The 13,395-nt window shown below is 63.9% G+C and carries 11 protein-coding genes; 7 read left to right on the top strand and 4 right to left on the bottom strand.

Going from position 1 to position 13,395, the window contains the following annotated elements:
- Positions 1-373 precede the first annotated feature (373 nt).
- Positions 374-955, bottom strand: coding sequence for a TetR/AcrR family transcriptional regulator (locus tag NKI24_RS14780; protein WP_031211029.1), 582 nt, complete (start codon positions 953-955; stop codon positions 374-376).
- 253 nt (positions 956-1,208) lie between these two features.
- On the opposite strand from NKI24_RS14780, the gene NKI24_RS14775 reads away from it, so the two are divergent.
- From NKI24_RS14775 to NKI24_RS14765, 3 genes are read left to right on the top strand one after another with little or no spacing between them, the layout of a single operon-like run.
- The gene (locus tag NKI24_RS14775; protein WP_352746235.1) at positions 1,209-1,481 is read left to right on the top strand and encodes a hypothetical protein; all 273 of its coding nucleotides are present in this window, start codon (positions 1,209-1,211) and stop codon (positions 1,479-1,481) included.
- Positions 1,475-4,654 (top strand): efflux RND transporter permease subunit, encoded by a 3,180-nt coding sequence (locus tag NKI24_RS14770; protein ID WP_352452553.1) that lies wholly within the window; start codon positions 1,475-1,477, stop codon positions 4,652-4,654. Before NKI24_RS14775 ends, NKI24_RS14770 begins: the two co-directional genes overlap by 7 nt.
- 16 nt (positions 4,655-4,670) lie before the next feature.
- The gene (locus NKI24_RS14765) at positions 4,671-5,825 is read left to right on the top strand and encodes an efflux RND transporter periplasmic adaptor subunit (RefSeq protein ID WP_352746232.1); all 1,155 of its coding nucleotides are present in this window, start codon (positions 4,671-4,673) and stop codon (positions 5,823-5,825) included.
- Positions 5,826-6,135: 310 nt separating this feature from the next.
- Here NKI24_RS14765 and NKI24_RS14760 read toward each other — a convergent pair whose 3' ends face one another.
- Both NKI24_RS14760 and NKI24_RS14755 read right to left on the bottom strand, forming a co-directional pair.
- Positions 6,136-6,609, bottom strand: coding sequence for a cupin domain-containing protein (locus tag NKI24_RS14760; protein WP_352452551.1), 474 nt, complete (start codon positions 6,607-6,609; stop codon positions 6,136-6,138).
- Positions 6,596-7,216, bottom strand: a complete 621-nt coding sequence (locus NKI24_RS14755; RefSeq protein WP_352452550.1) for a TetR/AcrR family transcriptional regulator — start codon at positions 7,214-7,216, stop codon at positions 6,596-6,598. Before NKI24_RS14755 ends, NKI24_RS14760 begins: the two co-directional genes overlap by 14 nt.
- A 251-nt stretch (positions 7,217-7,467) precedes the next feature.
- On the opposite strand from NKI24_RS14755, the gene NKI24_RS14750 reads away from it, so the two are divergent.
- The 4 genes from NKI24_RS14750 (at position 7,468) to NKI24_RS14735 (ending at position 12,400) form a co-directional block, all read left to right on the top strand.
- The gene (locus tag NKI24_RS14750; protein WP_352746227.1) at positions 7,468-8,193 is read left to right on the top strand and encodes a GntR family transcriptional regulator; all 726 of its coding nucleotides are present in this window, start codon (positions 7,468-7,470) and stop codon (positions 8,191-8,193) included.
- A 50-nt stretch (positions 8,194-8,243) separates the two neighbouring features.
- Positions 8,244-9,350 (top strand): mandelate racemase/muconate lactonizing enzyme family protein, encoded by a 1,107-nt coding sequence (locus NKI24_RS14745; RefSeq protein WP_352746224.1) that lies wholly within the window; start codon positions 8,244-8,246, stop codon positions 9,348-9,350.
- A 213-nt stretch (positions 9,351-9,563) separates the two neighbouring features.
- A complete protein-coding gene (locus NKI24_RS14740) occupies positions 9,564-10,886 on the top strand; it encodes an NAD(P)H-dependent oxidoreductase (protein WP_352452547.1) in 1,323 nt (440 codons plus the stop codon).
- Between the two features lie 20 nt (positions 10,887-10,906).
- On the top strand, positions 10,907-12,400 hold the full coding sequence (locus NKI24_RS14735) for a xylulokinase (RefSeq protein WP_352746220.1): 1,494 nt from the start codon (positions 10,907-10,909) through the stop codon (positions 12,398-12,400).
- On the opposite strand, the gene NKI24_RS14730 is transcribed toward NKI24_RS14735, so the two are convergent.
- Complete coding sequence (locus NKI24_RS14730; RefSeq protein WP_352452545.1) at positions 12,397-13,359, bottom strand: sugar-binding transcriptional regulator; 963 nt, start codon at positions 13,357-13,359, stop codon at positions 12,397-12,399. The genes NKI24_RS14735 and NKI24_RS14730 overlap by 4 nt on opposite strands.
- Positions 13,360-13,395: the final 36 nt, after the last annotated feature.

Genomic DNA, 13,395 nt, shown 5'->3' with positions numbered 1-13,395 from the left:
CTCCTCCCGTGCCGTATTCGAAATCGAGCCCGCTGCCACCTCCTCCCGGCAGCGGGCTTTTTTTGTTCCGGCTCCGGGATAGCGGCCAATGCTTGCGGTCGGGACAGCACCGGACACGTTTGGTGATCCGCGGATCGATGAGCTTCGCTGCGACCGCCGCGGCTTTGTCGGGCAGAATCCTGTCACACTTGTCACTCTCACCGGTTCGCCGGCGGCCCTATCCTGCCTCACGACCAGCAAACAACGCCGCGCCGGCCATGGTGCGGAGGATCGGCACAGGAGACGCGAGATGGCACATCGCGATGGGACGAGACATCACCCGGCGGCGCGGCCCGCAATCGAAACGCCACGTATCGTTTCGCCGCTTGCGAGACTATCTGGCCCTGAAAGACGTGATCAGGCCTTCCGCCATGCGGACGAACTGCGCGCTCGGGCCCTCGGCGCCAACGCTTTGCAGGCTGACGCGGGCGCCCTCGAGCAACAGCGACAGCGTATCGGCGAGAAGCTCGGCCTGTCCGATGCCGGCATCGCGACACAGCGAGACCAGCCGCTCGCGCTGGGCTTCCTTGAGTTCCTTGATCACTTGCCTTGCCGGATGATCGGCCTCGCTCAGCTCGATGGCGGCGTTGGCCATGTCGCAACCGCGACGGTCCGACATCAGGCAATCGGCCGCCATCCGGACCCAGGCATGCAGCTGCGCCAGCTTGTCGCCCGGATTCTCGGCCTCGAACTTTTCCCACATCGCGTTGGCGCTGCAGGCGGTCGCCCGCAGACATTCAATGATCAGATCGTCCTTGGACTCGAAATGCCGGTAGAGCGTCATCTTGTTGGTGCCGGCGGCCTCGGTAATGGCGTCGATGCCGACGCCGCGAATGCCATGCTTGTGAAACATGTCCCGTGCCGTCTCCAGGATCCTGTCCCGGGGGCGAACACGCTCCACAACACCGTCTGTCATCAAAACCTCCGTGATTGCGTTTCCCGAAATTCCCTCGGTGCACCTCTTGACTAGGGTGTTACCGGTCTGTAACGTTAGAGATGTTACTTACCTGTAACACCCGCATTGCATCATGTCAAACTCGCAAGTGCCGGCCATCAGCCCCGCCCCGATCGGCAAGGGGACGAACCGCACCTTACGGCCTCGGCCGGCGAGCAAGAAAACACCCGATCCGCGGCTTACCGCGGATCACCAAAAACCAGGAGCCGCTTCGATGTCGCAGCGCAATGATCTGACGATCGATGAAGTCGTGAAGGATCCGATGATCCGCATGCTGATGAAGGCCGACCGCGTCGACCCGCGGTCCTTCGAGGCGATGCTGCGTGCGCTGGCGGACGAACAGGCCGAGCGCCGCAATGCGCCGCGCCGCCTTGAAGGTTTCGGCTTTCTCGAAGATTCCGGCTCAACACGCAGCCGGCGGCTTTCCAGGGTGGCCAGGGCCTTTGGCCGGGCCAGAGCATCGGGCGAGGCGTGCATATCATGGTAAACTTCTTCATTCATCGTCCGATCTTTGCGTCGGCGATCGCCATCATCATGGTGCTCGCCGGAGGGATCTGTTATTTCCTCCTGCCCGTCTCGCAGTTTCCCGACATCACGCCGCCCCAGGTCGTGGTCAGCGCCCACTACCCGGGCGCCAGCGCGCAGGTCGTCGCCGACACGGTGACGACGCCGCTCGAACAGCAGATCAACGGCGTCCAGGGGATGACCTATATGTCGTCGTCGAGCTCCAATGACGGCTCCTCGACGATCACCATCACCTTCGACGTCGGCTACGATCTGAGCACGGCGGCCGTCGACGTCCAGAACCGCGTTTCGCAGGCGGCTTCCTCGTTGCCGGCCATCGTCAATCAGGGCGGCGTGACGATCAAGAAGCAGAACCCGAACTTCGTCCTGATCGTCGACCTCACCTCGCCGGACGGTTCCGTCAACCCGGTCGCGCTGAGCAACCTCGCCTATCTGCAGGTGGTCGATCCGCTGAAGCGCCTGCCCGGCGTCGGCGACGTGCAGATCTTCGGCGAGCGGCGCTATTCGATGCGCATCTGGCTCGACCCCGACAAGCTCGCCAATCTCGGCATTACTGCCGTCGACGTGCAGAACGCCGTCGCCGAGCAGAACGTCCAGGTGGCGGCCGGCAAGATCGGGCAGTCGCCGGCTCCGGCCGGCACCGCCTTCGAGATGCAGGTCAACGCCGTCGGCAGGCTGAGCGATCCCAAGGAGTTCGGCGACATCGTCGTGCGGGCCAATACCGCCAACGGCTCGCTGGTCAGGCTGCGCGATGTTGCGCGCATCGAGCTCGGCGCGCTGCAATATTCGTCGTCGGCCTTCTTCGGCAAGGACCCGACGGTGGTGCTCGCGGTCTACCAGATGCCGGGCTCCAACGCGCTCGATCTGCAGCAGCGCGTCAAGGACAAGATGCAGGAGCTGTCGGCCCGTTTCCCGAAGGGCGTCAGCTACGCCATGCATTACGATACGACACGTTTCGTTTCTGCCTCGATGCACGACGTGCTGATCACGCTCGGCGAGGCGCTGGTCCTGGTCGTCGCCGTGGTGTTCATCTTCCTGCAAAGCTGGCGCACCACGATCATCCCGACGATCGCAATTCCGGTGTCGCTGGTGGCGACGCTGGCCGTCATGCATATGCTTGGCTTCTCGCTGAACATGCTCAGCCTGCTCGGCATGGTGCTGGCGATCGGCCTCGTCGTCGACGACGCCATCGTCGTCGTCGAGAATGTCGAACGCCAACTTGAGGCCGGCCTCAAACCGCTGGCTGCCACGCGTACCGCGATGGCGGAGGTTACCGGCCCGATCATCGCCACGACCGCCGTGCTGATGGCTGTGTTCGTGCCGGTTGCCTTCATTCCCGGCGTGTCCGGCCGGCTCTACAACCAGTTCGCCCTGACTGTGGCGATCTCCTTCGGCATCTCGGCCTTCGTCTCGCTGACGCTTACCCCGTCGCTCAGCGCCGCCTTCCTGCGCCACCGGCCGGAAACGCAGTTCGTGCTGTTCCGCTGGTTCAACATGGGCTTCGAACGGCTGGCGCATGCCTATGCGAATGGTGTGCGCATTCTCATCCGCCTGCGCTGGATCATGCTTGGCGTGTTCGCGGCCGGACTTGTCGCGACCTATTTCGTCTGGCAGCGCCTGCCGTCGACCTTCCTTCCGGTCGAGGACCAGGGCTATTTCTTCGTCGTCATCCAGCTCCCCGACGGGGCCTCGCTGGAACGCACCGACGCGGTGGCGCAAAAGGCACGCGACATCCTGCAGAACACGCCCGGCGTCGACATCGTCGGCTCGATCAGCGGCTTGAACTTCCTGACCAGCGCCGCGCAGTCGAACTCGGCGGTCGAATTCGCGATCCTGAAGCCATGGGACGAACGCGGCCCCGACCAGAGCGCCTCTAAGCTCGTCGCCGACGTGCGCAACAAGCTGCTGCAAATTCCGGAGGCTTTTGCGCTGAGCTTCGATCCGCCGTCGATCCCGGGCATCGGCACCACTGGTGGCTTCGAGTTCCAGGTCGAGGACCTGACCGGCCGCGGCAGCGTGGCGCTCAACGATGCGACGCAAGCGGTGATTGCCGAGGCGCGCAAGCAGCCGGAGCTCAACCCGCAGCAATTGTTCTCGTCGTTCTCGACCTCGACGCCGCAGTTCAACTACGATCTCGATCGCGCCAAGGCGAAGCTGCTCGGGCTCAACCTGCCGGACGTGTTCAATACGCTGCAGATCTATCTCGGCTCGCTCTATGTGAACGATTTCAACCTGTTCGGCCGCACCTTCCGGGTGACGATACAGGCCGACAAGGACTCTCGCGCCGGTCCGGCCGACATTTCGCGGCTCTATGTCCGCAATGCGTCGGGTGGCATGGTGCCGCTGAGCACGCTGGGCAAGCTTGTGCCCGTCGTCGGCCCCGAGACCGTGCCACATTACAACAACAATGCGTCGGCTCTGATCAATGGCGGCGCCGCCCCCGGCTTTTCGTCCGGCCAGGCGGTGGCGGCGATGGAACGTGCCGCTGCCACGGCGTTGCCGAGAGATTTCGGCTACGAATGGACCGGCATCACCTATCAGGAACTCAAGGCGGGATCGATCGCATCCGTCGTCTTTGGTCTCGCGATCGTCTTCGTCTTCCTGATCCTCGCCGCGCAATATGAGAGCTGGGCGATGCCGTTCATGGTGCTGCTGGCGGTGCCGCTCGCACTGTTCGGTGCATTCGTCGTGCTGTGGCTGCGCGGCATGCAGATCGACGTCTATTCGCAGATAGGCTTCGTCATGCTGATCGGACTGGCGGCCAAGAACGCGATTCTGATCGTCGAGTTTGCCCGGCGCCGGCGCGAAGAAGGCCTCAGCATCGTCGACGCCGCGATGGAAGCGGCGCGGCTTCGGCTGCGACCGATCCTGATGACCGCCTTCGCCTTCATCCTCGGCGTGCTGCCGCTGATGTTCGCTACAGGTGCAGGTGCGGCGAGCCGGCAGTCGATCGGCACCACCGTCTTTGGCGGCATGGTCGCGGCGACGATCCTGTCGCTGGTGTTCGTGCCGGTCTTCTATGCGGTGATCGAGCAGCTGCGCGAGCGCCGCAGCGAGAGCGAACCGGTTTCCGAAGCGACCGAACAACCAACTGCCGAACCCGCCTTCGAGCCATTGGCCGAAGCGGCTGAATAGGACTGGAGAATTGATCATGCGTAAATGGAAAATCGCGCTGGGAACGGCCGTCGCCCTTGGGGCCATTTCGGTGGCGAGCGTTCACCTGCTCGACATGGGCAGCCTCAGCCTCAACGCCGGCACAGCCGGGGCGGCAACCCCCAAGCCGGAAGCCTTTGTCATGCCGGTGCCGGTGGTGAGCGTCGTCAAGAAGACGATCCCGATCTATCTCGACTACGCCGCCCGGGTGGAGCCGATCCGCAGCATCACGCTGCAGGCGCGCGTGCCGGGCTATCTGCAGGAGCAGGTCGCCATCGACGGCAGCGACGTTGCGAAGGGCGACCTTCTCTACAAGATCGCGCCGGAGGATTTCCAGGCTGCCCTCGAGCAGGCGAAGGCGCTTATCCAGCACGACACGGCGACGCTCGATTATGCGCGCTCCAATCTCGGGCGCGGCAGCGAGCTCGCCAAGAGCGGCTATCTCGCCAAGGACGTGTTCGACCAGCGCACCAGCACCTTGCGTGAGGCTCAGGCCTCGCTTGCCGTGAACCAGGCCGCCTTGCGGACCGCCGAGCTCAATTTGAGCTATACCGAAATCCGTGCCCCGTTCGCGGGACGCATCGGACGCAGCCAGGCTTCCGTTGGAACGCTGGTCAGCGTCGCCGGCACGGTGCTCAATTCGCTGGTGCAGCTCGATCCGATCTACGTCACCTTCAATCCGAGCGAAACGGACCTGACACAGATCGAGGAAGCCCGGGCCGCGGGACCGATCAGTGTCGACGTCCTGCTTCCCGGTGAAACGGAACCGCGCCAGAAGGGCGATCTTACCTTCATAGACAACACGATCGATCGCTCGACCGGCACGATCACAGCACGGGCGACGGTCGGTAACGGCAAGTTCACGCTGCTGCCCGGCCAATATGTCCGCGTCCGGCTGCACGTCAAAGAGCAGCCCGATGCGCTGATGGTACCGCAGACGGCACTCGGCTCAGGCCAGCTCGGCAAATATCTCTATGTCGTCGGCAAGGACAACACGGTCGACCAGCGTATCGTTTCGCTCGGACCGACCAATGGCGATCAGGTCGCCATCTTGAGCGGTGTGGCCGAAGGCGACCGGGTGATTACCGGCAATCTGCAGAAGATCGGCCCGGGAATGCCGGTCTCGCCGCTGCCCGAGAAACCGGCCACCTGATAACCCCCATCAGGTTCCGGTCCCGCGGCGCCCTCGGCTCCCACGCCAAGGGCGCCGTTTTTGCTGATGTTTTCGACACGGCCGATTCAAGCCGTTGTGCGAACGGCGGCTCTGGCGACGATGGCAGCATAGAGGCGCTCTCCAACTGTGAAGGCAGTTTGTGGATCAGCAAACAAGACATCCATCCAGCCGACGGCTTGTCGCGGCTATCGCGCGAACGCCCGCTTCGACCTGGAGGGATGGACTGCTGGATTTAGGCGGCATAAGGCACCGTCGTCCAGGTCAAATCCTGGCGCAACGGTTTCGCCGGTCAGGCCGCCTGCAGGATCCGGATCCCGTGGCGTCCGGTAAGCTCGATCACGCGGTTAATCATGCCAGCGGTCGGCGGGCCGGAGGGCGCGTCCTTGGATGCAGCCTCTTCGAAGAATGCGATCATCTCGTCGTCGACGATCGCCATGAAAATAACCGGCACGGGACCAGCATTGCGATAGCCATGGGGCGCGTTGCCCGGAATGGTGACGACATCACCGGGTTCCACCTCATATTCTTGCGCGACCCCATCGATCATTGTCCATATCGTGAGGGTGCCCTCGAGAATGCGGAAAATTTCCGCGGAAGGATGCGTGTGGGGCGGCGTGCCGCTTCCAGGAGGTACCGTGACGTCGATCACGTTGAGTGCCGTCCCAGCGAGCTTTGCCCGGACAGCGACCTGATCGCCCATCACCCAGAAGCCTTGAACCGAATCGGCCGGATGGACCGTCGCTTTGGTCTTATCCCAAGTCACTTGCTTTTTCCTTTCGAACAGCGCCTTGCTGCGATTTTGCCGCATTGAGCAAGGCGCGAATTGCCCAGGCGGCTGCCTCTCCGGCCTCACGGCCGGTAAGACCCCAGTAGTCTTTCATCGTCTGCCAGGCAGTGGCGCTGAACAGGAGCTGGATCACGGCCTCAAGCTGGCGCGCCGCCTTCGGGTCCATTCCGTTTGCGACTTGCGAAAGGCTGCTCTGAAAGGCACGTTGCCGCTCACCATTGGCTTGCAGGCGCATCTCGCGCCCGGTAGCGCTCGCATGCGAGGCTCTGACTACGCCTTCGATTGCGTCCAACGAGGCGAAAAGGTCGGGAGGAAGATCGATCAGATCCTGCTCCCGCTCAGGCCAGAACCGCACTCCCAGCGAGGCATTGGTGCTGGCCCAAAAGGCTTCCAAAAGCGCTTCCTTCGTCGGGAAATGGCGGAAGATGGTCCGTCGGTTTACGCCCGAAACCTCGGCAACCTCATCGAAGCCAAGGAGGCTGTACGGATTTTGCTCCAGAATCGTTCGAATGGACGCGAGGATGCGCTCGCGCGTGGCCTGCGCCTGCTCTGCCCGCAGCGGGCTCTCGTATTTCTGAGTCATCGTTTGTGAATTCATGTCACTGCTAGTGACACAAACCTTCCCAGTCGTCAATGGACATTGCGAAGGCTACGCACCAGGCCGTTTCGCGCTGCGAGAAGCCAGCTGACGCTCAGCGGCCGGGACCTGGTCGGCTTGCATGGCCAGGCTGGCTGCGGCCGGAGGGGCGCCAATGTCTCCAGGATCGAGAATCCAGCTCTTGTTAGATTGTCGACAATCTGCTTGTCTTGCTTTCGGTTCCCTGGAGCAGCCGAATGGCAAAGCTGGATTTCAGTCCGATCGCCGACACGACAAGACGCGCCGAGATCGTCGCGCTGCTGAGGCGGGCGATCCTGACCGGCCGGCTGGAACCGGGACAGAAGCTCAACGAACTCAGGATTTCCGAGCAGATGCGGGTGAGCCGCGCGCCGCTGCGCGAGGCGATGCGCGAATTGGTGCAGGAAGGCATCCTGACCAGCATCCCCTACGCCGGAACCTTCGTCATCAACGTCACCGCCAAGGACATCGATGATGCCTATTCGCTCAACAAGGTGCTCGACGAATTCGCCATCGCGCGGACCTGGCCGCTTCGCGACCAGCGCTTCTCCGACGAACTCGACCGGCGCCATGCGGCGGTGAAGCAGGCGACGCGCGAACTGGACACGACGCGGCAGATCGAAACGGCGCTGCAACTGCATGGCCTGATCCATGAATGGGCCGACAATTCGGTGCTCCTGGAAATCTGGCAGCGGCTGACCAGCCGGCTGCAGATGTATTTCGCCCTGCACCAGCGGGCGCGCAACGAGCCGGTGCCTGCCGAAGATGCTCACGAGACCTATGTGCGGCTGCTCAAGGGCACCGACATGCCCGCCGCCCAGCGCCATGCCAAGGAGCATATCGATTTGGATTTCGAGGAACTGCTCGCCTATGCGCGCGGGCTGGAACAGCGCGGCTCAAAGGGCGCCGGCGCCGATCGTGCCGGCCGACTTAAAGGCGGCTGAGCCCGACAAATTTGACGGACATCCCGGAACACAGACAACGGACAGAAAACGTGCAGATCAAAACCATCAAGGCATATCATGTCGTGCAGCCCTTCGTGGACGGGCCCTACCGCATGTCCAAGGGGCGTGTCGCCGATGCGTTCGACGCGATGATCGTCGCCGTCATCGCCGATAGCGGGCTCACCGGCTGGGGCGAGATGGCGCCGCTTGGCAATTTCTATTCGCCTGCCTTCGCTGCGGGTACTCGCGCCGGCGTCGTCGAGATCGCGCCGCATCTCATTGGCCATGACCCACGCCGGCTTGCCAGTATCAACAGGCTGATGGACACGGTGTTCAAGGGCCATCCCTACGTCAAGTCGGCGCTCGACATGGCATGCTCGGATCTCGCGGCGCGCGCCGCCGACGTGCCGCTGGTCACGTTGCTTGGCGGCCGCGAGAGCGAGACGGCCGAACTCTACAAGGTCGTCACCCACGGCACGGTCGACGCGATGGCCGCGCTCGCCAAGCGCATCGTCGGGGAAGGATTTCACCGGCTGCAGGTCAAGGTCGGCGGCAACGTCCATGACGACATCGAACGCGTCACAGCCGTTGCCGCCGCGGTGCCGAAGGGCACCGTCATCTTCTGCGACGCCAATGCCGGCTGGACCCCTTACCAGGCGCGCCAGTTCGTGGATGCGACGCGCACCATCGACTACACGTTCGAGCAGCCCTGCACGACGATCGACGAATGCCTGTCGGTGCGCCGCTCGCTCGACAAGCCGATGGTGCTTGACGAATCCGTCGCCTCGCTGGACGATATGCTCGACATCCACCGCAAGGGCGCCGCCGACGGGCTGACGCTGAAGATCTCGCGCCTCGGCGGCGTCACCAAGACGCGCCAGATCCGCGACCTTGCCGTCGACCTCGGCTTCATGATCACGGTCGAGGACACTGGCGGCGCCGAGATCGACACATCCGCCATGGCGCATCTGTCGCTGTCGACGCCGGAGGAGCGCCGGCTGCACGCCATCGCCTTTCACGAATGGGTGACGGTGCGCACCGCATCCAACATGCCGCCGGTTTCGGGAAGCCGTATGGGCATTCCGGATGGGCCGGGCCTCGGCATCGATGTCGTTCCCGGCCTGCTTGGTGCGCCCTTCTTCGAAATCGGCAGCTGAGCTGCAACAAGGCTGCACCCAATCAACCTGAATATGCCGCGTCCTTCTGACTGCGGAGGCACGGCCGTGTGGATTGACCGCTCATCCAATCGTCTTCGGCCGATTGCAGAGCGACAATGCCCAATTGCCGGTTGAAATATTTTTCATTTGCAAATAGAAATGTTCAAACGTTGATTTGGACGCTGCGGCGCGTCAGGAACTGGAGGAAGCGACATGTCCCATCCGCAATTTGCAGCGGAACTTCTGCAGCGCGCTGAACAGCAGGGGCCGATCACCATCGGGCTTGCCGGCGCCGGACAGATGGGCACCGACATCGTCGTCCAGGTCGCGCTGATGCCGGGCATGCGGATCGGCGCCATTTCCGAAGTCAGGCCGCAAGCAGCGATCGACGCGGCGCTGCTCGCTGGCCATGACCGTTCCGACATCGTCCATGCCGGCAATGCGGCCGCGATCGACCGCGCCATCGAGGCCGGCAAGATCGCGGTGACCGAAGATTTGCATGCGCTGGCGGCGGCCGGCCGGATCGACGTCATCATCGACGCGACGGGCAATCCCAATATCGGCACGCTGTTCGCGCTGGACGTGATGAAGAGCGGCAAGCACATCGTCATGCTCAATGTCGAGGCCGACATCACCATCGGCCGTTTCCTCAAGGACGAAGCGCGTAAGGCCGGCGTGGTCTATACCGGTGCGGCCGGCGACGAGCCGGCCTGCACGCTGGAGATCATCGGCTTTGCCAAGAGCCTCGGCTTCAACATCATCGCCGCCGGCAAGGGCAAGAACAATCCGCTGAAGATCGACGCCATGCCGGCCGACTACGAGAAGGAGGCTGCCGAGCGCAACATGAATGCGCGCATGCTGGTCGAATTCGTCGACGGCTCGAAGACGGCGATCGAGATGGTGGCGATCGCCAATGCGACCGGCCTAGTGCCCGATGTGCCGGGCATGCACGGCCCGACCGCGACGCTGGAGGAGTTGGCCAGCGTGCTTTGCCCGCGCGAGGATGGCGGCGTGCTGCACCGCAAGGGCGTTGTCGATTACTCGATCGGCAAGGGCGTGGCGCCCGGTGTGTTCTGCATCATCGAGACCCGGCATCCGCGTGTGCTGGAGCGCATGATCGACCTCAAGGTCGGCAAGGGCCCCTATTTCACGATCTTCCGGCCCTATCATCTGACCAGCCTGGAAGTGCCGCTGTCGGCGGCGCGCGCCGTGATCTACAAGCGGGCCGACATGGAGCCGCTCGACCATCCTGTGGCCGAGGCGGTGGCGGTCGCCAAGAGCGATCTTGGCGTCGGCCAGTCGCTCGGCATGATCGGCGAGAACGACTATCGCGGCTTCGCCATGACTTGGGGGGATGCACGCGCCCGCGGCGCCCTGCCGCTCGGCCTTGCCGAACGCGCCAAGGTGGTCAAGCCGCTCAAGACCGGCGACTTCCTGACCTATGAAAATTGTGTACCCGATGATTCGATGGTGATAACCCAGATCCGCCGCCGTCTCGACCAGTCGGACGGACGGTTCGTTACAAACGCAGCCTGACCCCGCCGGATCTCCGCCTGATGGACGATGTCGTAATCGGGATCGACGCCTCGACCACGGCCGTGAAGGCGGTTGCCTTCGCGCGAGACGGCGAGGAGCTGTTCCAGGCGCGCGAGCCGTACCCGCTTTCAAATCCGAAGCCCGGCCATTTCGAGCAGGACGCCGAACATTGGTGGACGGCGCTGCTTGGCGCATTGAAGCAGGTCACCGAGGCGGTCGGCGCTACGCGGGTGGCGGCGATCTGCATCGCTCACCAGCGAGAGACCTTCACGCTGGTGGACAGCGCCGGCAAAGCACTCATGCCGGCGATCCTGTGGCTCGACGAACGCGCCCGGCCGCAGGTTATCAGGCTTTCGGCCGAACTCGGCCGCGAGGCGATCCGCGACTGGAGCGGCAAGCCGCCGGACCCGACGCCGGCGCTCTACGCCATTGCCTGGCTTGCCGAGCACCAGCCGCAAGTGCTTCGCCAGGCAGCGGCACTGGTCGACGTGCACGGTTTCTTCGTCCAGCGGCTGACCGGGCGATTGGTCACCAGCACCGCAAGTGCGGATCCGCTCGGGCTGCTCGACGTCGAGAAAGGTACCTGGCATCCCCGCCTCGTTGCGGCCGCCGGACTGCAGATGGAGCAATTGCCCGAGCTGGTCGCGCCAGGCGTGGTCTGCGGCAGTCTTTCCGCAAGCATAGCGCAGCTGACCGGCCTGAGGGCCGGCACGCCGGTCGTTGCCGGCGCTGGGGACGGCCAGGCGATGGGCCTGGGCATGGGCGTCTACGGCGAGGGCAAGAGCTATCTCTCGCTCGGCTCCGGCGTGGTCAGCGGCTGCTATTCCGGCAAGGTGAAAACCTCGGACGCCTTTCGCACGCTGGTCTCGCCGACCGGCTCCGGTTTCATGCTGGAGACCGTGCTGCGCTCGGGCATGCAGCTGGTCGACTGGATCGTGCGAACCACCGGTTCGCCCTCGGCGGCAGCGCTGGAGAAAGTGGCGCTGAATGTTGCCGCGGGCAGCGAGGGCCTGCTCATCATGCCCTATTGGGCCGGCGTCATGAGCCCGTATTGGGACGGTGCGGCGCGCGGCGCCATTGTCGGCCTGTCGCTCGATCACCGGCCGGAGCATCTCTTCCGCGCTGTCCTGGAAGGCATCGCCTTCGAGCAGGCCGTCGCCACCGAGGCCATGGAAGCCCAGGCCGGCGGACCGGCGGCGATGATTGCCGCCGGCGGCGGCACCAATTGCGCGCTGCTAATGCAGATCATGGCAAGCGTGCTCGAGCGGCCGCTCTCGGTTTCGCCGGCCAACGAAGCCGCCGCACTCGGCGCTGCCATGCTGGCGGCAGCGGCTGTCGGCTGGTTTGCCTCGCCGGAAGCCGCAGCAGAGGTAATGGCTGCCGCTCCCACCAGGCATGTCGATCCGGTCGACGGGCTTGTCGCCGCCTATCGCAGCCGCAAGGAAATCTACCGCGACCTTTATCAGGCGACGCGCGACATCCACACCCGCCTCGGCGCTCTCGGCGAAATCTAGCGTTTGAGCAGGCCCTTGGCCGCGTCTTCGTCGGTGATCAGAACCGATACCTTGGTGTTGGCGAGCGCAGCCCGCATTACCGCTACCTTCTCGCTGCCTCCCGACACCAGGATGATGCTCGGGATATCCGACAGATCCTGCAGCGGATAGGCGCAGACGCGGCGGTTGACCTCGTGGTCGACCGGGCGGCCCTCGGCGTCGATGAAATGACACAGAATATCGCCGACGGCACCGGCCGCCTGCAATTCCTCGAGTTCGCTTGGCTTGATGAAGCCGTAATTAGCGATCGGGCTGTCGTTGGAAAACGAGCCGACGCTGAGCACGGCGATGTTTGCCCGGCGTGCACGGAAGACGACGTCCTGAACGCTGCGCTGGCTCATGAAGGCGTCGCGCTGCTCCGGCTTGTCGGCATAGACCGGCACCGGCAGCAGGAAGCACTCCGCACCGATCTTTTCGGCGAAATCCCAGGCGCTTTCTGTCGGGTTGAGCGGCTGGGCATGGGTGAGACCGCCAAGCATCGAAACCACCGTCGTCCTGGCGATGGGCCGCCGCGGCAATTCATTGATGGCGAATTTCAGTGTCCGCCCCCAGCCCAGTGCGATGACATCGCCGGCATTCACATGGTCGGCCAGGTAGGCGGCGGCGGCGTGGCCGATCATCAGCGGCGCGTTGCTTCGGTCGGCCGCCGACGGCACCACAACAGCCTGGCTGAGCCCGAACCGCTGCTTGAGGCTTTCCTCCAAAATCACGCATTCGACGACGCTGTCGCGGATGCGAAACTGGACGACACCCTCTTCGCGGGCGGCGGAGAGAATGCGGTGCACCTTGATGCGGCCGACGCCGAGAATTTCGGAAATCCGCTCCTGTGTAAGACCCTCGACGTAATAGTGCCAGGCGGCGCGGGCCTTGAGTTCGGCGTCGGGGAAGCGCGAGGCTCTTTCGTTCTCTACGATCGTCATCTGTTTGCCTTGCCGCAGCCGCCGGCTCTGCTCATG

The organism is Mesorhizobium sp. M0701 (genome assembly GCF_040320365.1).
Taxonomy (GTDB): Bacteria; Pseudomonadota; Alphaproteobacteria; order Rhizobiales; family Rhizobiaceae; genus Mesorhizobium.
The sequence above is the reverse complement of the archived record's forward strand: the minus strand, read 5'-3'. Positions and strand labels throughout refer to the sequence as shown.